Genomic DNA, 19,814 nt, shown 5'->3' with positions numbered 1-19,814 from the left:
ACCTGGAGATCTTCCACAATCGGCAACGACGACACAGCGCCCTGGGGATGCTCACCCCCATTGAGTACGAGATGCTCTATCCGAACGTCCAGTCGACATGAGAGTCAACCAAGCCGACTCCACCGAACTCGGGGTACATCACTTCGCCCCGCCGGGCGCGTCGCCCTGCTCGCCGTTCGTGCAGGTGACCAGGACGGTGCGGATGCCCTCGTCCGCGTATCTGGCGAGGATCCCGCCGGTCCCGATCACCTCGTCATCGGGATGAGCATGAACCGCCATCAACGTCAGCCCGTCACTCACCGACACCGCCCCCTTCGTAGGAAAACCCAGCGAACCGCCTCACCTTACGACGCCTCACCGACAGTTCGAACCGACGGTCGCCCCGCCGTGAGCCCGGAACACGACATCGCTCTTCGCGGGACCGTCCCCACGTGCGCGGGGATGGTCCCGGCATGGGCATCGTCAAGAGTCGGTCTGGGACGGCGGTGATGCCGGTGTCAGGCGGGACGGCGCGGGTAGCGGACTGGTAAGGCAGAAGTGAACGATGCGAAGAGGTGATCGCCATGCCGCGTGGTTCCAGTTCCAAGCGTGAGCGGCAGTACAGGCACATCAAGGAGAGCGCGCGACGGCGCGGGGAGAAGGAGAGCCGGGCCGAGGAGATCGCGGCCCGTACGGTCAGCAAGGAACGCGCCCGCGCCGGGGAGTCCCGCACCGCGAGCCGCGCCTCGGCCCAGGACATCTCCTCGTCCCAGCGCGGCGGACTGCGCTCGCGCTCCGGAGCCGGTGGCCGCACCAAGGACCAGCTCTACGCGGAGGCCAAGCGCCGCAACATCAAGGGCCGCTCGACCATGAGCAAGGCGCAGTTGGAGAAGGCTCTCCGTTGAGGATCCGGCGGGCGCGTCCCGCGCTCGGAGCCTCATGGCGACCGGGGCGACGGGCCGCGTCCGGCCGGACCTGTTTTCGGCCACTGATCGGCCCTCACCGCCCGCGCTACCTGTTTGCCGTGCGTCGGTACCGACGGTCCGGGTCCTGGGCGGCCCGTAGTTCGGCGCGGGTGGGCGGGTTCGCTCCCGCGCGTTGGCAGGTGAGGCCCGCCACCATGACCGCCTGGTCGAGGACTCCGGTCAGTTCCGCCTCGGACAACTCGCCGATCAGGGCCGGGGTGGCACGACCGCCCCGCAGCAGCCCGTCGAGCAGGCCGGCGGTGAAAGCGTCTCCGGCACCGACGGTGTCCACCACCTGGACCGGGATCGCCGGTCGCCGGAGCGCGTGGCCGCCTCGGGTCAGCCCCAGGCAGCCCTCGCCGCCGTAGGTGACCACCACCAGGTCGGGGCCCAGGGCCAGCCATCCCTCGGCCACCTCGCTCGCCTGCCGCTCCGGGTAGAGCCAGCGCAGGTCCTCCTCGCTCACCTTGACCACGTGGGCGAGGGCCACGTACCGCTCGATGAGCGGGCGCGCGGCGGCAGGGTCGTCGAGCAGGGCGGGCCGGATGTTCGGGTCGTAGCTGATCAGTACGTGGCCTTCGGCTCTCGCCCGCGCGACGGCGTCGGCGATCCGGTCACCGCCGGGCGGCCGCCAGGCGGCCACGGACCCGGCGTGGATCACCTGGGTCTCCGCCGGCAGGTGCGGCTCACCGTCCCGCCACTGCCAGTCGGCGGTGCCCTCGACGTGGAAGTCGTAGGCGGCCTGACCCGCCTCGTCGACGGAGACGATGGCGAGGGTGGCCGGCTCGCTCGCCGGCACCGCCCAGCGCAGGTCCACCCCGTTCGCCGCGGCGTGCGCGCGCAACGTCTGGCCCAGCACCCCCGACGAGAGGCGGGCGACGAACGCGGTGGGATCGCCCAGGCGGGCCAGGCCGACCGCGACGTTGAGCGGGCTGCCGCCCGGATGCGCGGTGTAGGTTCGGCCGTCGTCCTCCGCGACCATGTCGACGACCGACTCGCCGATGACGCTGATCACGGCGTGCCGTCCGGTGCGTGGGCCGCCGATCCCGGCCGGTCCGTCACGGTGGGAGGGGTTGCGAGCTGGTCGGCCACGTCTCTCCAGGAGTCCTTGAACATGCCGTACGCGGTCTTGATCTCGACGCCCACCGGGAGTTCCGGGCATTCGTTCTCGCCGTTCGTCCCCCAGTTGACCCAGCCGGACTGGCGCCGCTGGACGATCTGGAAGGCTCCGGAGGGCGCCGCCGTCCACCAGATCATCGCCCGGGACAGCTCGGAATGGAACTCCACGGTCTTGGAAGCCGGTCCCGGGAAGATCGTCTCATCAGGGACGGCCGACACGTCGACCGGCTCGTCCGCGAGTGTCCAGGCACGTTCCGGCAGGTCGGCGCGGACGTGGGAGGTGGCCCGCACGCGTGCGAGACGCTCCCGGAGCTCGTCCTCGTCGAGCGCCTTCTCCCAGGCGCAGAAGAGGCGCCAGTAGAGGTCCCAGTGAGCCGACTCCAGATCACCGGTGAGCAGCCGCCGGAATTCCTCGAACTTGGGGTGCACGGCTGCCCTGGGGGCCGCCACGGTCTCACCGACCATCGTGACCAGTTCTTCGGCGTACGGATCACCCGGCCGGTAGCGGGTGCCGCCGTAGGCCTCGAAGCGGTCGAAGACGAGCTCTCCCGGTCCGCCCTCGAACTCGTCACCGACGGTGATCTTGTTGGTGATCGAGCGGCCGTTGATGACCGTCTGGAAGTCGTCGACGTGGTAGGTGCGCGTGAAGTACGGGGTGCCGTAGGTGAAGACCCAGTCGATGGCGAACTTCTTGCCCTTGAGCTCGTCGAGCAGGCCGTCGGGAACGGTGCCGTGCATCCGGTAGTGGTGCATGACCGGACCCCGCTCCACGACCTCGATGTCGACGACCGTGTGCTCGGGAGGGTTGATGAGCCCGTTCTCCGGTGTGAAGAACGGCCCGTAGAAACCGCCGATCGCGTTGTCGCCGGACCGGAGGAGGTCTGTTCCCTCCGCCACGGACCTGAAGTGCCGCAGGCCCCATTTGGAAGAGCCCGTGCCCATGGCCGTACCGGTGCACATTTCGAGATCGAAGTAGCCGGTGTCCAGGCGGACGAAGGCATCGGACTCCTGGGGGATCCCGGTGCGGATACCGGGCACACCGGGCTCCGTGGCCGGGCCCGCCAGGGTCAGCTCGATCCGCTTCTCGAAGGAGACGACGGCGACGAAGACGGTCTGTCCGGGCCCGGACCGAGAGGCGAGCCGCTGGCAGAGCACCTCGTCCCCGGCATCCGTACGGGCGATCCAGAGATCTCCCTCCAGCTCCGCCTCGACGGTCAGTGTCACCGGTTCGCTGACACGGGGACCCGGGACAGGGTCACTGATGACGACAGTGGGGAGAACCACGTGGGTCCTTTCTCTCTTAAGACGTCGGCCGTCGCGCTTGCGGGCCGGTTCTCCGCGTGCTCAGCCGCCGCCCACCGGCTGCTGAACGGGTGTCGCCGTCCGTCTGCGCAGGCGCGGCGCACGGGTCTTGAGGCTGTCGATCCCGATCGCGAGGATGATGACGACGCCCTTGATGAGCAGCTGGGTGAAGAACGGGACGTTCATCAGGATGAGTCCGGTGCTGAGCACCCCGAGGATGACCGAGCCGATCAGCGTGCCGAGGATGCGTCCACGGCCGCCGATGAGGCTCGTACCGCCGAGGACGACCGCGGCGATCGCGTCGAGCTCGTAGCCGGTACCGGCCGTGGGCTGCGCCGAGACCACCCGCGCGGAGAAGATGACGCCGGCCAGGCCCGCGCAGGCGCCCGCGACCACGTACACGGATGTGGTGATGAGCTTGACGTTGATGCCCGCTAGCCGGGCGGCCTCCGCGTTCCCTCCGACGGCGTAGACGTGCCGGCCGTAGCGGGTGCGCTCCAGCACGAACCAGGCGACGAGGTAGACGACGGCCATGACCACCACCGGAACCGGGATCCCGAGCATGTAGCCGTTTCCGATGTCGCGGAAGTTCAGCGTGTTGGACACGATCGGCTGGCCGTCGGTCATCGTGTAGGCCAGACCTCGCAGGCAGGTCATGGTGCCCAGGGTGACGATGAACGCGGCGAGTGCCAGGTACGAGGTGAGCAGCCCGTTGATCAGCCCGGCGACGGCTCCGGCGAGGACTCCCGCGATGATGGCCAGCGGCGCGGGGATGCCCGCCATGGCGACGAGGACCGCGACGACTCCCGACACGGCCACCGTCGAGCCGACGGACAGGTCGATGCCGGCGGTGAGGATGACGAAGGTCATGCCCGCCGCCAGGATGGCGTTGATCGAGATCGATCGCGCGATGTTGAGAAGATTGTCGACCGACGCGAAGTTGGGCGCGATCACGGCCATCAGGGCCACCAGCGCGATGAGGACGACGAGGATACCCAGCCGCTCCCACCAGTACGCGAGGTCGAACCCCTGCTTGCCGTGAGGTCTGGCCTCGCCGGTGATTGATCGGTCAGTCATTTGGCCCTCCATGTGTCCGCGCCGGGGTCCCGGTGGCGTGGAGCATCACGTCTTGCTCGGTTGCGGTGCGCGAGTCGAGTTCGTGGACGATGCGCCCCGCTCGCATGACAAGGATCCGGTCGCTGATGCCGATGGCCTCCGGCAGATCCGACGAGACGACCAGCACGGCCTTTCCCGCCGTGACGAGCTCGTTGACGATCTCGTAGATCTCGCTTTTCGCGCCGATGTCGACACCTCGTGTCGGCTCGTCGAGGATCAGCACGTCCGCCTCACGCATCAGCCATCGCGCGAGTACCGCCTTCTGCTGGTTGCCGCCGGACAGCGCCCTGACCGGCAGGCCGAGAGCGGTGCGCCGGAGCCGGAGCCTGCGCATCTGGCCCTCGACCGCGCCGCGGATGCGCCGGCGGCTGAGGACGCCGAAGCCGCCGAAGCGTCTCAGGGAGCTGACGGAGATGTTGTCCTCCACCGAATGGTCGAGGAAGAGCGCCTGCTCCTTACGGCTCTCGGGGACCATGGCGATGCCCGCCGCGATCGCCCGTGTCGGATCGGTGGCGGTGACAGCCGCATCGTTGACGCGCACCGTGCCCCCGCGTGGCCGATCCGCGCCGAAGATCATCCTGGCCGTCTCGGTCCGGCCGGCGCCCACGAGCCCGGCGAGGCAGACGACCTCCCCGGCCCGTACCTGGAGGCTGACCGGTCCCACCCGGTCGTCGTCGGTCAGGTCCCGCACGTCCAGGACGATCTTGCCAGGGGCGCGCTCCCCGCGATGGTAGAGGTCGTCGAGATCACGGCCCACCATCATGGAGACGACGTCGGGCGGGCTGATCCCGCCCTTCTGCCGGGTTCCGACGTAGGAGCCGTCACGGAAGACCGTCACGCGGTCGGCGAGCCGCCAGACCTCCTCCATCCGGTGCGATATGTACACCAGACCGGCGCCTTCGGCGCGCATCTCGTCGATGATGCCGTACAGGTGCAGCGCCTCGGCCTGTGAGAGCGCCGCCGTCGGCTCGTCGAGCACCAGGATCCTGGCGTTCTCGCTGACCGCCCTGGCGATCTCCACCACCTGCTGCATCCCCACGCTCAGCTCTCCCAGCTCGCGGCGCGGGTCGATCCGCGCGCCGATCCTGGCGAGTTTCTCGCGCGCGGAGGCGAGCATCGCGCGCCGGTCGAGCACTCCGTACCGGTTACAAGGTTCGCTGCCGAGGGCGAGGTTCTCGGCGACGGTCATCGCCGGGACCGTGTTGAGCTCCTGGTGGATGATGGCGATGCCGTGCGCCTTCGCCTCGGCGGGAGAACGGATGTCGATCTCCGTGCCGTCCAGCAGGATGCGGCCGGAATCACGATGGATGTTGCCCGCGAGAATCTTCATCAGCGTGGACTTCCCGGCGCCGTTCTCCCCCATCAGGGCGTGAACCTCGCCGGAACGCAGATCGAAATCAACATCGTTGAGGGCCAGCGTGGAGCCGAAGCGCTTCGTCACGCCTTCCAGTCGCAGCAGCGGCTGACCATTCGACACTGTCATCGCGATGCCTTCTGTTGGTCTGGCGTGCGAGGCCGCGGCCGGACGCGACCTCGCACCTGGTGGTCGAGCCGCTACCAGCCCTGGTACTCGTTGACGCCGTCGCGGGTGACGAGCTCACTCTCGATGAGGATCGTCTTCTCCTGCGGCGGCTTGTTGCCGATGATGTCCTGGGCGACCTGCACGGCACGGCGGACCATCTCGGCCGGGCTCTGGGTGGCGGTGCCGACGAAGGGCGAGCCCGCCCGCTTGAGCTCGGCCACGCCCTCGGGGCTGCCGTCCACGCCGGTGACCTTCACCTGCTTCGACTTGCCGGCCTGCTCGACCGCCAGGACCGCGCCCAGCGCGGACGGGTCGTTCATGCCGAAGATGCCCTGCACGTCCGGGGAGGCGGTGAGCATGTCCGTCGTGACGGCCAGTCCCGAGGCCCTGTCGTTCTTGGAGGCCTGCTGGCCGACGACCTTGATGTTCGGGTAGTTCTTCAGAGCGTTGTTACAGCCGGTGATCCGGTCGCGGATCGTCTGGATCGGCGTGCCGTCGACGAGCAGGACGTTGCCCTTGCCGCCCATCTCCTTGAACAGGTAGTCGCAGGACCGCTCGCCCGCCTGCACGGCGTCGGTCATGATGACGGCGTCGGCGCCCTTGGCCGGGGTGTCGACCGCGATGACGATGACGCCCGCCTGCTTGGCCCGCTCGATCGCCGGCTCGATGCCGTTCTCGTCGACCGCGCTGATCACGATCAGGTCGATGCCCTGCTGGATGAAGGCGTCGATCTGGTTGTTCTGGTTGGCCAGGTCGAGCTGCGCGTCCTGGGTGTTCTGGGTCGCGCCGATCTTCGCGGCGGCCTCTCTGGCGCCCTTGTCCATCGCGGAGAAGAACGGGTTGGACATGTCCTGGACCATCAGACCGATCTTCTCGATCTTCTCGGGCTTCTGAGCCGTACCGCCGGCGGACCCGGTTTCACCGGAGGTGCAGGCGGCGAGCCCCAGCAGTGCGACAGCGGCCGTGGCGACGAGCACACGCCGGCGGGCGGGCAGTTTCATTCTTGCTTCTCCTATGGAATACGGGCTCGGTACGTGGTTACTGCGGGGAATCCCACCCGCTTGATCACAATGAGTCAGCGGGAGCAGTCAGGGGAGATCGCAGGCCGACCCCCGGCGTGGGGGGTGCCTGTGCTCGCGTCAGATCACGGTCGTCGATCGGCTCTCAGCAACCGCACGATCTCCTGACGACGAGATCGGCGCCGAGTTCACGGCGGTCCTCGGGCCGGTAGACCGGGACGGGGGGCTCACCGCGCAGTTCGGCCCGTACCTGGTCGTCGATGATACGGGTGAGCGTCCGTGCCGCGATCACGCCGATGGCCTCGCTGTCCTCGTTCAGCACGGTCAGCGGGGGATCCAGCAGCGGCGCCCAGGGGAACTCGTCGAACGCGATGACCGCGACTTCGTCCGGTATCCGCACACCTCGGTCGTGGAGCAGGCGCAGGGCTCCGTGCACCATCGGGTTGTTACCCGCGATGATCGCCCGGGGCAGGGATCCACCGGGCGAATCCAGGTAGGCCCTCAGCGTGGCATGGGCGGACTCGGCATCGTTCTCACTCTCCATCACCTCGAGTCGGGCGCCGTATTTCGACGCCGCCGCACGGATTCCACGCTCGCGTTCGGCCCGGGTGGACCAGCGTGCCGGGTAGGCCATGAACAACCAGTCGGCGTAGCCGTGGTGCTCGCCCAGGTGAGCACCGACCTTCAGGCTCGCGGCGAAGTTGTCCGTCGTGATGCTCGGGACCCGGCTCGCCGTCTCGGGCGGGATGGAGTCAACGAAGACGACCGGGATGTCCCAGTCTTCGAGCAACTTCATGTTATGCGGAGCGAGCGTGAGGGTGGCGATCACGCCGGCGGTCCGCGACTGGATCAGATCCCGCACCGTGGCGTCCTCCAGCTGGGGCGTGTAGACGCCCTCGGCCGCGATGTCCGCCACGATCGCGGTCCGGTCGGAGAGCCGCAGCGTGCGCTGGATGCCCTTCATCAGGTCGATGTAGTAGTAGTTGGAAGTGCTGGCGGTGACCACGGCGACGGAACTGCGGGTGTTCTTGCGCAGTTCCTGTGCCGCCCGGTTCGGCACGTAGCCCAGCTCGCGGGCGGCCTTCAGCACCACCTCCCGGCTCGCGGCGGAGACCCCGTCGCCGTTGCTGAGGGCGCGCGAGACGGTGTAGATCGACAGGCCCGTCGCGCGGCTCACATCGCGCAGCGTGGGCTTCCTGGCCACCGAACCTCCTAAACGATTAGGGTTGCGGCGAGCAGCCACCCGGGCCTGTCGCCCCTAAACGATTAGGGCGATGCTAGTTGCCGGTAACCAGCACGTCAACAGTATGTTTCCGAGGCTTTACGTCGGCGCTTCGCCAGGTACTCGGAGATCGGCGGAATCCCGCCCCGGCATACGGGACAGGATTCTGGAAACAGCGGCTCAGGGCCGATCCACCGCGGACAGGCCCGGCCTGCGGGCCCGTCCGGTCACGCGCGGCGCACGTATCGCCCGCCGGGCTCGCCCACGACCGCACCGTCACGAAAGCACACCCGGCCTCCGACGACCGTGGTGACCGGCCAGCCGGTCAGCTCGCCCCCTCTCCTGACCCGACAGGCACGCGGTCTCGCGACGCGCCGCAGCGTCACGGGCCCGCTCGACGCGGCGCTGATCACGCACGCATAGGCATGGACGCCTCGGCCACCACCGGCCGAGGCGGTGTCACTCGACCCCGGCAAGCCGTGACTAAAGGTCAGACTGTTTGAGGGTCAAGCAGTGTCGTTCCGCCCGCAACGACATCTCTCCGGGGGCGGCCTGGATGACGGCCCATGTTCCCTGGCCGGGCGCGCGATCGCGTGCCCTGGTCGGCCCCGGTCCGGGTATAGTCGATGTCTGATGTATTCCTGATCAGAGGCATGATCACAGAGTTGGGGGCCGACCGGCCACGGGCAGGACCGGCTCGTTCGCCGACGGCTCCCTCCGCAGGATGGCACGGACCGCCAGACGATCGGTTGAGAAGGCGAAACCATGGGGCAGGGCAGCACGCCGTCCACGGCGAGACAGAACGACGCCACGCGCGCGACTCCTTCGACGGCACCGTCCCCGCTACCGGTCAGCCGGCTACGCCCGGCGTACCAGCAGGTCGCCGACCAGTTGCGCGAGCTGATCCTCAACGGCTCGCTCACCTCGGGACATCGCCTGCCTCCCGAGGCCGATCTCGGCGGCGACTTCGGGGTGAGCCGGAGCACCGTCCGCGAGGCGCTGCGCGTTCTCGCCTCGCAGGGGCTCGTCAGGACGGTTCGAGGCACCACCGGCGGAACCTTCGTCTCCCATATCGAGCCGGACCAGGTCAGCGACTACCTCGAGACCAGCATCGGCCTGATGTCGGGCTCGGACACCCTGACCCTGGCGGACATCCTGGAGGCACGCGAGATGCTGGAGGTCCGCGCCGCCCATCTCGCGGCGAGGCGCCGCGAGCCACGACATGTCGACGCGCTGCGCGCCGCCATGGAGCGCGAGAAGCACAGTCGCGGCCGGAGCGTGAAGTTCAACGAGCACCGGCACTTCCACGGAATCATCATCGAGGCGACCGGCAACGGCCTGCTGACCGTGATGACCGAGCCGGTCTTCCGGGTCCTGCAGTCACGGTTCCTCAGCCCGGACGTGCCGCGCGAGTTCTGGGCGCAGGTCGACCGTGAGCACGAAACGATCGTGGATCGCATCGACGCCGGCGACGCCGAAGGCGCCGCCGAGGCCATGCAGGTTCACCTGAGCAGAATCCGTGACGCCTACCACGACTGAGCGAAGGTCCCGGCGAGCGTTTCCGGCCGCTCCGCGCCGGGACCCGCGAGGCCGGTACGCCCGGCGCGTCCTCGCCGATCCGTCCCCTCCGGCTTTCGCATGCCCGGTGGCGAAGGCTCGCTTAAAATATCTGATGTATTCGCCGCAGGTGTTTTCCCCGACGCTCTGGCCGCCGGATGTCAGGGCGCGCCCAGCCGGAAACACGAACGGCGATCGCCGCTGCCCTGCCTGTTGAACGACGCGCGCAGCACCTCACACCGGCGGCACCGGGGGCGTCGGACACCTTAGACAAGGTCACCGCATTGCCCTACGCTTTATACGTCTGACATTATCTACCGAGGCGAGCATCCGGGGAAGGCGATGGCGATCAAAGAGGGATGGAAGGGCCGCTTCTTCGAGGACTTCGAGGTGGGTGACGTCTACCAGCATCCCCTGGGCCGAACGGTCACCGAGTCCGACAACACGTGGTTCACGTTGCTGACGATGAACACCAACCAGATGCACTTCAACACCGAGTACGCCAAGCGGTCCGAGTTCACCAGACCGCTCGTCGTCTCCACCCTGACCGTGGCGATCGCGGTCGGGCAGAGCGTCACCGACCTCACCCAGAACGCGTTCGCCAACCTGGGCTGGGACGAGATCAGGATGACCCACCCGGTCTTCGCGGGTGACACGTTGTACAGCGAGTCGCTCGTGCTGGAGAAGCGGGAGTCCGGCAGCCGCCCTCACGCGGGCATCGTCGTCGTGCGCACCCGGACGCTCAACCAGGACGGGGACGAGGTCTGCTCGTTCAAGCGCACCTTCTACGTCTACAAAAGGGGAGCGCCCCAGCTGGAGGGCCTCTTCCCCACCGGCAAGAAGCCGCTCACCGGTGACCAGGGGCCGTCCCAGGAATGAGGATCACTTTCGCCCCCTGGGGTGAGTCCCTCGGAGAGCTGATGGAGGTGGCCCGCAGAGCGGAGGCCGCGGGCGCCGAGGTCATCTGGGTTCCCGAGCTGCATCGCAGCGCCACCGTCACCGCGGCGGCTCTCGCGACGGCCACCAGGCGGGTCAGGATCGGCACCGCCATCGCGCTCGCCTTCACCCGCAGCCCGATGATCACCGCCCTGGAGGCGCTCGACATCGACGAGCTGTCGGACGGGCGCTTCGTCCTGGGTCTGGGAACCGGCGTGCGGCGGCTCAACGAGGACTGGCACAACGCCCGCTTCGGCAAGCCGGCCGGGCACATGAGGGAGACCGTCCGGAACATCCGCCACTTCTGGGAGACCTGCACCACCGGCGCCGAGATCGCTCTCACCGGCGAGTACGAGCCGATGCGGATGCGGGGCTACGCGCGGCCCTTCGGGGTGCGGCGGACGGACATCCCGATCTACCTGGCGGCGATGGGGCCGGTGATGACCCGGCTGGCCGGGGCGATCGGCGACGGCTGGATCAGCCACGAGCTCTGCTCCCCTCGCTACCTGGACGAGCTGGTTCTGCCGGAGCTGGAGGCGGGGATCGCCCGGGTCGAGGGCAAGAGCCGCGCGGACCTCGACGTCGTGGTGTCCGCCTGCTGCTCCGTCGCCGACGACCGGCGGACAGCCGTCCGCCGCGTGTCGGGGGTCGTCGGCTTCTACGCCAGCGTCCGCACCTACGCCGACTTCTTCGGCTTCCACGGCCTGGCCGACCAGCAGCGGGCGGTCGTCGACGCGTTCCGGCAGGGCCGGGGCGCGGACTACCTCGCCGGCTCGGTCTCCCCGGAGATGGTCGACGTGCTCACCATGACCGGCACCCGCGACCAGGTGGCCGAACGCATCGCCGGTTACGCGGGGAAGGCCGATTCGGTGAAGCTCAGCCCGCCGACCCACGGGCTCACCGCCGCCGAGATCCGCGCGGCTCAGAACGAGATCCTGTCGCTCATGGCAGACATCGCAGGGAGCACCCTTTGAAGCCTCTGGAAGACATCCGGATCATTGCCGTCGAGCAGTACGGGGCCGGCCCGTTCGGCAGCGTGCACCTCGCCGATCTCGGCGCCCAAGTGATCAAGATCGAGGACCCGAGGGTGGGCGGTGACGTGGGCCGCTACGTGCCACCGTACGGCGAGGGGGAGGACTCGCTCTTCTTCGAGACCTTCAACCGCAACAAGCGCAGTCTCTCCCTCGACCTGTCCTCGGCGGCCGGGCGCAGGGTCTTCGAGGACCTGGTGAAGGTCTCCGACGTGGTCTACTCCAACCTTCGCGGCGACGTCCCGGCGAAGATCGGTATCACCTACGACGACCTCAAGCAGCTGAACCCGGCCATCGTCTGCTGCTCGCTCACCGGTTTCGGGATGACCGGCCCGCGCCGTAAGGAGCCGGGCTACGACTACGTGCTCCAGGGCCTGGCCGGTTGGATGGATCTCACCGGCGAGCCCGACGGGCCGCCCACCAAGTCCGGGCTCTCCCTGGTCGACTACTCCGGCGGGCTGGTCGCCGCCCTCTCGCTGCTGGCCGGCGTGCACGCGGCGCGGCGCGACGGGACGGGCATGGACTGCGACGTCAGCCTGTACGACACCGCGATCGGAATGCTGACCTATCCGGCGGCCTGGCACCTGAACGCGGGCTTCACCCCGGTCCGAACCCGTCATTCGGCCCACCCCTCGCTGGTGCCGTTCCAGGCGTTCGAGGCCGGCGACGGCTGGCTGGTCGTCGGCTGCGCCAAGGAGAAGTTCTGGGCGCGGCTCGCCGAGGTCGTCGGCCATCCCGAATGGGCCGAGCCGGACTCCCCGTACGGTTCGTTCGCGGGCCGGCAGCGAAACAGCGTGGAGCTGCTGGGACTCCTGGAAGAGATCTTCCGCAGACGTACCGTGGCCGAGTGGCTGAGGGTCCTGTATCCGGCCTCGATCCCCTGCGCTCCCATCAACGACGTCGCGGCCGCGCTGGAGGAGGAGCACACCAGGGCGCGCGGGTTGCGGGTGACCACCGAGCACCCCAGGTTCGGTACGGTCGAGCAGGTCGCCTCACCGGTGCGGGTCGGCGGCGAACCGCCGACCTATCGCCGTGCCCCGCTCCGCAACGAGGACTTCGACCTGGTGGTCCGTGACATCGTGGGATACGACGACGCGACGATCGACGAGTTGAAGGCCCAAGGCGCGTTCGGCGAGGTGACCGAGGCGGCCACGCGATGATCGCCCGGGAGCTGGCCCGGTGGGCGCTCGGTCTGACCGATGTTCCGGCCGCGGCCCGCCAGGCCGCCGTCCGGCACCTGCTCGACGGCGTCGGTACCGCGCTCGGCGCGTACCGGACCGGAGCCGCGACCCCCGCGCTGACCGTGGCCCGAGACCTGGGCGGCCCCGATGAGGCGACGGTCCTCGGCACCGGCCACCGGCTCTCGGCACCCGCCGCGGCCCTCGCCAACGGCACGCTCGTGCACGCCCTCGACTTCGACGACACCCACGCCGGCGGTCTCGTGCACGCAACCGCCGTCGTCCTGCCCGCGGCGTTCGCCGTCGGCGAGCAGATCGGCGCGTCGGGCCGGGAGGTGCTCACCGCCGCCGTGGCGGGGTACGAGACCGCCTGCCGGGTGGCCGCCGCCGCCCCGCACGGATTCCACGCGCGCGGCCTGCACGCGACCATGGTCGCCGGTGTCTTCTCCTCGGCTCTGGTCGCCGCGCGGCTGCTCGGCCTGGACGTCGCCCAGGCCACCAACGCGCTGGGGATCGCGGGCAGTCAGGCGGGCGGCCTGCTGGCCTTCCTCGGCACCGGGGCCTCCACCAAACAGCTCCATCCCGGGTTCGCCTCGCAGTCGGGCATCATCGCCGCCCGCCTGGCGGCGGCGGGTGCCACCGGACCGGAGACGGTGTTCGACGGCCCGCACGGCGTCTTCGACGCGCTCGCACAGGGCGGCGTGGACCCGCACTCGATCGTCGCCGACCTCGGTGACCGGTGGGAGACCACCCGGATCGGCATAAAGCCCTACGCGGCCTGCCAGCTGTCGCATGCCACCATGGGGGCGACCCTCGACGCGATGGCGCGCGAGCCGTTCGGCCCCGAGGACGTCTCCGAGATACATGCCCAGGTCCACCCCGACTCCGCCTCGGTGGTCTGTGACGCCTCCCGCGACCTGCTGCGACCGGCGAGCGCGTACGCCGCGAAGTTCTCGCTCCCCTGGACCGTCGCGGCACTGGTCGTCGACCGGGGGGTGAGCCTGGACACCTTCGAGCCGCGTTCGATCGCCCGGGCCGAGGTGAGCGAGCTCGCCGCCCGGGTCCGCTGGGACGTCACCGAACCCTCGGGGCTCGTGGCCGCCGACGCGCCGGGGCGCGTCTCCATCAGGCTCCGCGACGGCCGGGTCGTCGGCGGTTTCGTGCGGCGTAGCGAGGGGGGCGGGGTCAACCCGCTCGGCCGGGACGCGCTGGTCGCCAAGTTCGAGGGCAACGTGGGAGGCCGGGCGAGTGGGCTCGTCGACGTCGTCGAGGCGCTCGACGAGCAACCGGATCTCACCGCCGTACTGAGTGCCGCGGCCACCGCCGCAGCCGAGTTCGCCCCGCGCAGTCAGGAGCAGAGATGACGTTGCGAGCTGTCAGACCCGCCGAGTTCCCCTGGTTCCCCTACGAGGGCTTCACCTTCTGCCTCGGTCTGTCCGAAGGCAACAGCGTCTGGTCGTCCGGGCACACCGCGGCCGCACGGGACGAGGCGCTCGGCAAGATGGTCGTCTCCGGCACCATGGAGGAGCAGGCGCGGATCGCCTACCGGAAGGTGCTGACGATCATCGAGGCCGCCGGCCTCGGCCCGGACGACGTCGTGCACGTGACGGAGAACGTCACCCTCGCGGGTCTGCCCGACTACGAGGCCGCGGCCGCCGTGCGCGGGGAGGTCTTCGGGGCGCACCGGCCCACGCTCTCCACGGTGGTGGTGGAGCGGCTGGTCCGCTCGACCGCGTTGCTGGAGATCGAGATGCGTGCCGTCCGGGGCGGCGGCACCGAGCTGCCGGTCGCCGGCGAGCGGCGGGAGGCCGGTGTGCGGGCCTCCTCTCCGGTGCGCGAGGGGCATGACGGCACGGTGTACCTGCCGACCGTCGTACCCGTCGACGAGTCGGGCGACATCGTCTCCCCCGGCGACTTCGTGGGCCAGTACGCGTACTGCCTCGACCGGGTGGACGCGCTGCTGCGCCAGGCGGGACTGTCCCTGGACAACGTCGTGACCACCTACGACTACTCGACTCCGGCCTCTCGCGGCGTCTACCGCAAGAGCCACCGGGTGCGTAAGGAACGGCTCGGCGGAGCGGGGGTGTACCCGGGGGCCGGGGGCATCCTGATGAGCCGCCTGCACCACCCGGAGTCCATGGTCGCGATCGACGTCACCGCCTCCAGGCATCCGCTGGAGCTGGTGAACCCGGGCTGGTCACGGTACGACACCCTGACGTACTCGCCGGGCGTCCGGGCCGGCCGCACGCTGTTCATGTCCGGTTTCGCGGCGCTGGACATGGAGACCCAGCAGGCGCTCCACCCGGGCGACCTGCGGGCACAGGCCGAGGAGACCTACGGGGCGATCCTGCACCTGCTCTCCCATGTCGGTCTCGGTCCGGAGAACCTGCTCTCCGTCGTCGAGTTCTGCGTCGAGTCGGCCCTGCCGGACTACCGCGTGGTCGCGCCGGTCCGTGAACGCCTGCTCTCGCCCCCGTGGCCGGCCTCGACCGGGGCGATCTGCAAGGAGTTGCTCCGTCCCGAGTTCCTGCTTGAGGTGTTCCCGACCGCTCTCTACCCGAAGGACCCGTCGTGACGCTGCTCACCGAGGAGATCCGCGCGCTCGTCGGGCGCAGGCGGGTCTACACCGCGCCGGAGGAGCTCGGCGCCGCCGCGTGCAGGTACTTCGGCCTCGCCGTCGGGGACGACAATCCGCTGTACTCCGATCCCGAATACGCGCGCGCCCAGGGACTGGCCGGGGTGACCGCGCCGCCCACCCTGATCTGCGAGACGAACCAGTACGCCGGCCTGCCGATGGGTCCCGACGGCGACGCCGGGCACAACTGGGGGATCGAGATCCCGGGCACCCGCAAGGTCCGCGGCGGCAACTCCTACGTCTTCCACCGCCGGATCCGCCCCGACGACGTCGTCACCGCCACCTGGGAGATCAAGGACGCGACCGAGAAGACCACCAGGTCCGGTGCGGAGATGCTGATCATCACCTCGCGGGCGGCCTACACCGACCAGCACGACGAGCTGCTCGCGGAGAACGAGGAGACCATCATCTTCGTATCGCTGGGGGCCGGGGCATGACCCACGAACCCGGGGAGGTCGTCCCCCCGCTCGAACGCAAGGTAGGGCTCGCGAACATGGTCGCCTACGCCGGAGCCACCTGGGACTGGTACCGGCTGCACTACGACTCCGAGTTCGTCGCCAGGCAGCAGGTTCCCGCGCCGGTCGTCGACGGCCAGGTGTTCGGTGCCCTGTTGGTCGAGCAGATCCAGGACTGGCTCGGCCCGCGGTGTTTCGTGCGCGAGCTGGACTTCACTTTCAAGGCACTGGTCTTCGCCGAGGAGACCGTGCGCTGCGAGGGCACGGTCTCCGAGGTCGGTGACGACTTCCTGGTGCTCAGCCAGCGGGTGGTCGTGGTCGGTGCCGACGGCGAGGTCGACCGGGTCGCTGCGGGTCCCGCGCGCGCCCGGGTCCTGCTCGGTGTCGCCGACGGACCAGGGGCGGGACTCGGCGGCGTCGACGGACCGGAGGCGAGATGAGCACCGGTGTCGCGATCGTCGGGGCCGCCGAGTCGGATCTCGGGGTCACCAACCGGTCGATTCTCGGTCTGCAGGCCCAGGCGATCGGCCGGGCGCTCGCCGACGCGGGGCTGACCCTGCGTGACGTCGACGGGCTGGCGACGACCGGGGTCTCCCGGTTCTCCGCGACCCAGCTCGCCGACCACTTCGGCCTCCAGCCGCGCTGGACCGACTCGACGTACGCGGGCGGCTCCGCCTTCGAGATGTTCGTGGCGCGGGCGACCCAGGCCATCCAGGCAGGTCAGGCCGAGACCGTCGTGATCAGCTTCGCCTCCAACCAGCGGTCGGCCCGCTCCCGCTCTCTCGGGGGCGTGGTGGAGGAGCACACGCCGGAGGCCCAGTTCGAGACGCCGTACGGCCCGCTCTATCCGCTCTCGTACTACGCGATGGCCGCGCGACGCTACCTGCACGCCGGCGGCGGGACGCGGGAGCAGCTCGCCGAGGTCGCCGTGGCGGCGCGGGAGTGGGCGCTGCTGAACCCCGCCGCGTTCCGCTACGGCACCCGGTCGCTGACCGCCGAGGAGGTGGTCGGCTCCACGACGATCTCCAGCCCGCTGACCGCTCTGGACTGCTGCCTGGTCACCGACGGCGGCGGCGCGGTCGTGCTGACCTCCTCCGAGCGCGCGAGGGACCTGCGCAGGAAGCCGGTCGAGGTGCTCGGGTACGGCGAGCGCACCACCAACACCTCGATGACCGCCGTCGCCGATCTGACCGTGACCGGCGCGGTCGGCTCCGGCGCCGACGCGTTCGCGCGGGCCGGCGTCACCCCGGCCGACATCGACGTCGCGCAGATCTACGACTCGTTCACGATCACCGTGGCGCTCACCCTGGAGGCGCTGGGCTTCTGCGGCCGGGGCGAGGCGCTGGACTGGATCGCGGACGGCAGGATCCGCCCGGGTGGCGACTTCCCGCTCAACACCTCGGGCGGTGGTCTGTCCTACTGCCACCCCGGCCAGTTCGGGGTCATGTTGCTGATCGAGGCGGTGGCGCAGCTGCGCGGCGAGGCCGGTGACCGGCAGGTTCCCGGCGCGCGTCTCGCGCTGGCCCACGGTACGGGAGGAATCCTGTCGACGCACGCCACCGTGGTGCTGGGGGTGGAGGCGTGATCGCCCCCGAGGTTCCGCCGCCCGACGAGATCACCCTGCCCTGGTGGGAGGCGACCAGGGACCGTCGGCTGCTGGTGCAGACCTGCGCCGGCTGCGCGGGGACACAGCACCCGCCGCGCGCGCTGTGCGTGCACTGCGGCTCTGAGCGGCTGAACTGGAGCACGTCGGCCGGGGCCGGCGTGGTGGACTCGTTCACCGTCGTGTACCGGGCACCGCGCCCGGAACTCGACGTTCCCTACGTCATCGCCCGCGTCCGGCTGGTCGAGGGGGTCATCCTGCTCACCCGGCTGGAAGGCCGGCCGGAGGAGGAGTGGCGCATCGACGACCCGGTCCGGCTCACCTGGGTGGACCTCGATGACGGGCGCGCCCTTCCCGTCTTCGTTCCCGCCGGCGTTTCCTGAACAACGGAGTCCGGGAGGCTCCGGGCGAGAAAGGCGGTCGCAGTGGATTTCCAGCTTGACGAGGACCAGCGTGAGTTCCGCGCCGTCCTGCGCGACTTCGTCGATCGGGAGATCATCCCGGTCGCCCGCGAGTGGGAGCAGTCGGGCCGCTATCCGGCGGAGATCGTCGACGGGATGCGGGAGATGGGCCTGTTCGGGATGACGATTCCCGAGGAGTACGGCGGCCTCGACCTCGATCCCGTCTCGTTCGCGCTGGTCTTCGAGGAGATAGCCCGTGGCTGGATGGGCATCGCCGGCATCCTGGGCAGCCATTCCCTGGCCTGCCGGATGATCGCGATGCGCGGCACGGAGGAGCAGAAGCGGAAGTACCTTCCCGACCTCGCCGCCGGCATCCGCCGTACCGGCATCGCCCTCACCGAGCCCGACGCCGGCACCGACCTGCAGGGCATCCGTACCACCGCGACGCTCGACGGCGATCACTACGTCGTCAACGGCACCAAAATGTGGATCACCAACGCGCGGTACGCGGACCCGCTCCCGGTCCTGGTCAAGACCGACCCGGGCACCTCCCCCGCGCACAAGGGCATGAGCGTGCTCCTGGTGGACTCGTCCCTCGCGGGCTACCAGGTCACCAAGGACATCCCGAAGCTCGGCTACAAGGGCACCGAGTCCTGCGAGGTGGTGCTCGACGATGTGCGCGTCCCCAGGGAGAACCTGCTCGGCGGCGTCGAGGGCAGGGGGATGCAACACGCGCTCTCCGCGCTTGAGTGGGGCCGGGTGAACATCGCCGCACGGTCGGTCGGCATCGCCCAGCGCGCCCATGACGAGGCGTTCGCCTACGCCAAACAGCGCAGGGCGTTCAACCAGGCCATCGCCGACTTCCAGGCGATCCAGTTGCAGCTCGGGAACCTCTCCACCCAGGTCCAGGCCGCTCGCCTGATGGCCTACTGGGCCGCGGACGCGGTCCGCCGGGGTCGCGCCGACGGGGAGACGGGCATGGCGAAGATCTTCTGCTCCGAGGTCGCCCTGGCGGCGTCGATCGACGCGATGAAGATCCATGGCGGCTACGGCTACTCCACCGAGTACGAGGTGGAGCGCCTCTACCGCGACTCGATCCTGATGAGCATCGGCGAGGGCACGAACGACGTCCTGCGCACGCTGGTGGCCAAGTCCGTCCTCCGCGGCGAGACGGCCGTCTGAAACCGCGATCGGACCGGCCGGTGATCACACCTTGACGCCCACCCGGCCACCGGAAACACTGTTTCCATTATGGAAACACATGCCGCGGATGAGCGGGAGAGGCGCGTGGTGCCCACCCCGGGAGCGCGACCGGCGATGATCATCGTGGGCGCCGGGCCCGGTGGCCTCGCCTGCGCCATCGCCGCGGCGGACGCGGGGGCCAGGGTGCTGCTGCTGGAGAAGGCCTCCGAGGTGGGCGGCGCGCTGCCCTACTCCGGCGGCCACCTGTCCGCCGGAGGGTTCTCCGCGCAGCGCGAGCGCGGCATCGACGACGATCCGGAACGTCATCTCGAGGACATCCGGCGCATCAGCCGGGGCACCGCCCGCGAGGATCTGACCAGGCTGTCACTGCGCGAGCAGCCGGCCGTGCTGGAATGGCTGCTCGCCGCCGGGTTCGTCCCCGATCCGCGGACGCCCCGCGTCGTCCACGGGCACGAGCCGTATCGCACGCCACGCACCGTCCACGCCACCGCCGTGCCCGGCGGCCCGGCGATCCTGGCCCCGCCCTGGACGCCTTCGCCGCCGAGGTGGGCCGGGCGTCCCTCCAGCCGCC

At 69.8% G+C, this 19,814-nt stretch carries 19 protein-coding genes and 1 pseudogene; 13 read left to right on the top strand and 7 right to left on the bottom strand.

Features of this window, described 5'->3' with window-relative positions; translation table 11 throughout:
* Window positions 1-141: 141 nt before the first annotated feature.
* A pseudogene (locus ABZ260_RS23390) lies at window positions 142-300 on the bottom strand (PIG-L family deacetylase); the annotation flags it as partial.
* A gap of 263 nt (window positions 301-563) precedes the next feature.
* On the opposite strand from ABZ260_RS23390, the gene ABZ260_RS23385 reads away from it, so the two are divergent.
* Window positions 564-884 carry a plasmid stabilization protein gene (locus ABZ260_RS23385; protein WP_355621266.1) on the top strand — a complete coding sequence of 107 codons (321 nt, stop codon included), beginning with the start codon at window positions 564-566 and terminating at the stop codon, window positions 882-884.
* A 106-nt stretch (window positions 885-990) separates the two neighbouring features.
* Here the strand turns inward: ABZ260_RS23385 and ABZ260_RS23380 are convergent, their stop codons facing one another.
* The 6 genes from ABZ260_RS23380 to ABZ260_RS23355 form a co-directional block, all read right to left on the bottom strand.
* Window positions 991-1,959: a carbohydrate kinase gene (locus ABZ260_RS23380; protein WP_355621263.1), complete on the bottom strand. Its 969-nt coding sequence runs from the start codon at window positions 1,957-1,959 to the stop codon at window positions 991-993.
* Window positions 1,956-3,347 (bottom strand): hypothetical protein, encoded by a 1,392-nt coding sequence (locus tag ABZ260_RS23375; protein ID WP_355621261.1) that lies wholly within the window; start codon window positions 3,345-3,347, stop codon window positions 1,956-1,958. The genes ABZ260_RS23380 and ABZ260_RS23375 overlap by 4 nt, the downstream gene beginning before the upstream one ends.
* A gap of 60 nt (window positions 3,348-3,407) precedes the next feature.
* A complete protein-coding gene (locus ABZ260_RS23370) occupies window positions 3,408-4,442 on the bottom strand; it encodes an ABC transporter permease (protein WP_355621258.1) in 1,035 nt (344 codons plus the stop codon).
* Window positions 4,435-5,964 carry a sugar ABC transporter ATP-binding protein gene (locus tag ABZ260_RS23365; RefSeq protein ID WP_355621255.1) on the bottom strand — a complete coding sequence of 510 codons (1,530 nt, stop codon included), beginning with the start codon at window positions 5,962-5,964 and terminating at the stop codon, window positions 4,435-4,437. Before ABZ260_RS23365 ends, ABZ260_RS23370 begins: the two co-directional genes overlap by 8 nt.
* A gap of 71 nt (window positions 5,965-6,035) precedes the next feature.
* Window positions 6,036-7,004 (bottom strand): ABC transporter substrate-binding protein, encoded by a 969-nt coding sequence (locus ABZ260_RS23360; protein ID WP_355621252.1) that lies wholly within the window; start codon window positions 7,002-7,004, stop codon window positions 6,036-6,038.
* A 163-nt stretch (window positions 7,005-7,167) separates the two neighbouring features.
* Window positions 7,168-8,226, bottom strand: coding sequence for a LacI family DNA-binding transcriptional regulator (locus tag ABZ260_RS23355; RefSeq protein ID WP_355621249.1), 1,059 nt, complete (start codon window positions 8,224-8,226; stop codon window positions 7,168-7,170).
* 783 nt (window positions 8,227-9,009) lie between these two features.
* Here ABZ260_RS23355 and ABZ260_RS23350 point away from each other — a divergent pair.
* The 12 genes from ABZ260_RS23350 to ABZ260_RS23295 form a co-directional block, all read left to right on the top strand.
* Window positions 9,010-9,783, top strand: coding sequence for an FCD domain-containing protein (locus ABZ260_RS23350; protein WP_355621246.1), 774 nt, complete (start codon window positions 9,010-9,012; stop codon window positions 9,781-9,783).
* Window positions 9,784-10,143: 360 nt separating this feature from the next.
* Window positions 10,144-10,680, top strand: a complete 537-nt coding sequence (locus ABZ260_RS23345; RefSeq protein WP_355621243.1) for a MaoC family dehydratase — start codon at window positions 10,144-10,146, stop codon at window positions 10,678-10,680.
* Complete coding sequence (locus tag ABZ260_RS23340) at window positions 10,677-11,711, top strand: LLM class flavin-dependent oxidoreductase (protein WP_355621240.1); 1,035 nt, start codon at window positions 10,677-10,679, stop codon at window positions 11,709-11,711. Before ABZ260_RS23345 ends, ABZ260_RS23340 begins: the two co-directional genes overlap by 4 nt.
* On the top strand, window positions 11,708-12,928 hold the full coding sequence (locus ABZ260_RS23335) for a CoA transferase (RefSeq protein WP_355621237.1): 1,221 nt from the start codon (window positions 11,708-11,710) through the stop codon (window positions 12,926-12,928). The genes ABZ260_RS23340 and ABZ260_RS23335 overlap by 4 nt, the downstream gene beginning before the upstream one ends.
* Window positions 12,925-14,310, top strand: a complete 1,386-nt coding sequence (locus ABZ260_RS23330; RefSeq protein WP_355621234.1) for an MmgE/PrpD family protein — start codon at window positions 12,925-12,927, stop codon at window positions 14,308-14,310. The genes ABZ260_RS23335 and ABZ260_RS23330 overlap by 4 nt, the downstream gene beginning before the upstream one ends.
* The gene (locus ABZ260_RS23325; protein ID WP_355621231.1) at window positions 14,307-15,521 is read left to right on the top strand and encodes a RidA family protein; all 1,215 of its coding nucleotides are present in this window, start codon (window positions 14,307-14,309) and stop codon (window positions 15,519-15,521) included. The genes ABZ260_RS23330 and ABZ260_RS23325 overlap by 4 nt, the downstream gene beginning before the upstream one ends.
* Window positions 15,518-16,018: a MaoC family dehydratase N-terminal domain-containing protein gene (locus ABZ260_RS23320; protein ID WP_355621227.1), complete on the top strand. Its 501-nt coding sequence runs from the start codon at window positions 15,518-15,520 to the stop codon at window positions 16,016-16,018. Before ABZ260_RS23325 ends, ABZ260_RS23320 begins: the two co-directional genes overlap by 4 nt.
* Window positions 16,015-16,476: a MaoC/PaaZ C-terminal domain-containing protein gene (locus ABZ260_RS23315; protein ID WP_355621224.1), complete on the top strand. Its 462-nt coding sequence runs from the start codon at window positions 16,015-16,017 to the stop codon at window positions 16,474-16,476. The genes ABZ260_RS23320 and ABZ260_RS23315 overlap by 4 nt, the downstream gene beginning before the upstream one ends.
* Entirely contained in the window at window positions 16,473-17,621 is a 1,149-nt protein-coding gene (locus ABZ260_RS23310; protein ID WP_355621221.1) for an acetyl-CoA acetyltransferase, read from the top strand. The genes ABZ260_RS23315 and ABZ260_RS23310 overlap by 4 nt, the downstream gene beginning before the upstream one ends.
* Window positions 17,618-18,022: an OB-fold domain-containing protein gene (locus tag ABZ260_RS23305; RefSeq protein WP_355621218.1), complete on the top strand. Its 405-nt coding sequence runs from the start codon at window positions 17,618-17,620 to the stop codon at window positions 18,020-18,022. Before ABZ260_RS23310 ends, ABZ260_RS23305 begins: the two co-directional genes overlap by 4 nt.
* Window positions 18,023-18,064: 42 nt before the next feature.
* Entirely contained in the window at window positions 18,065-19,222 is a 1,158-nt protein-coding gene (locus tag ABZ260_RS23300; protein ID WP_355551022.1) for an acyl-CoA dehydrogenase family protein, read from the top strand.
* Window positions 19,223-19,291: 69 nt separating this feature from the next.
* On the top strand, window positions 19,292-19,814 hold a 523-nt coding region (locus tag ABZ260_RS23295; protein ID WP_355621215.1), incomplete at its 3' end, for an FAD-binding protein.

It is taken from the genome of Streptosporangium sp. NPDC006013, assembly GCF_040614275.1.
Lineage (GTDB): Bacteria > Actinomycetota > Actinomycetes > Streptosporangiales > Streptosporangiaceae > Streptosporangium.
Note: the sequence above shows the minus strand (reverse complement) of the source record. Positions and strands in the feature narration are given on the sequence as shown.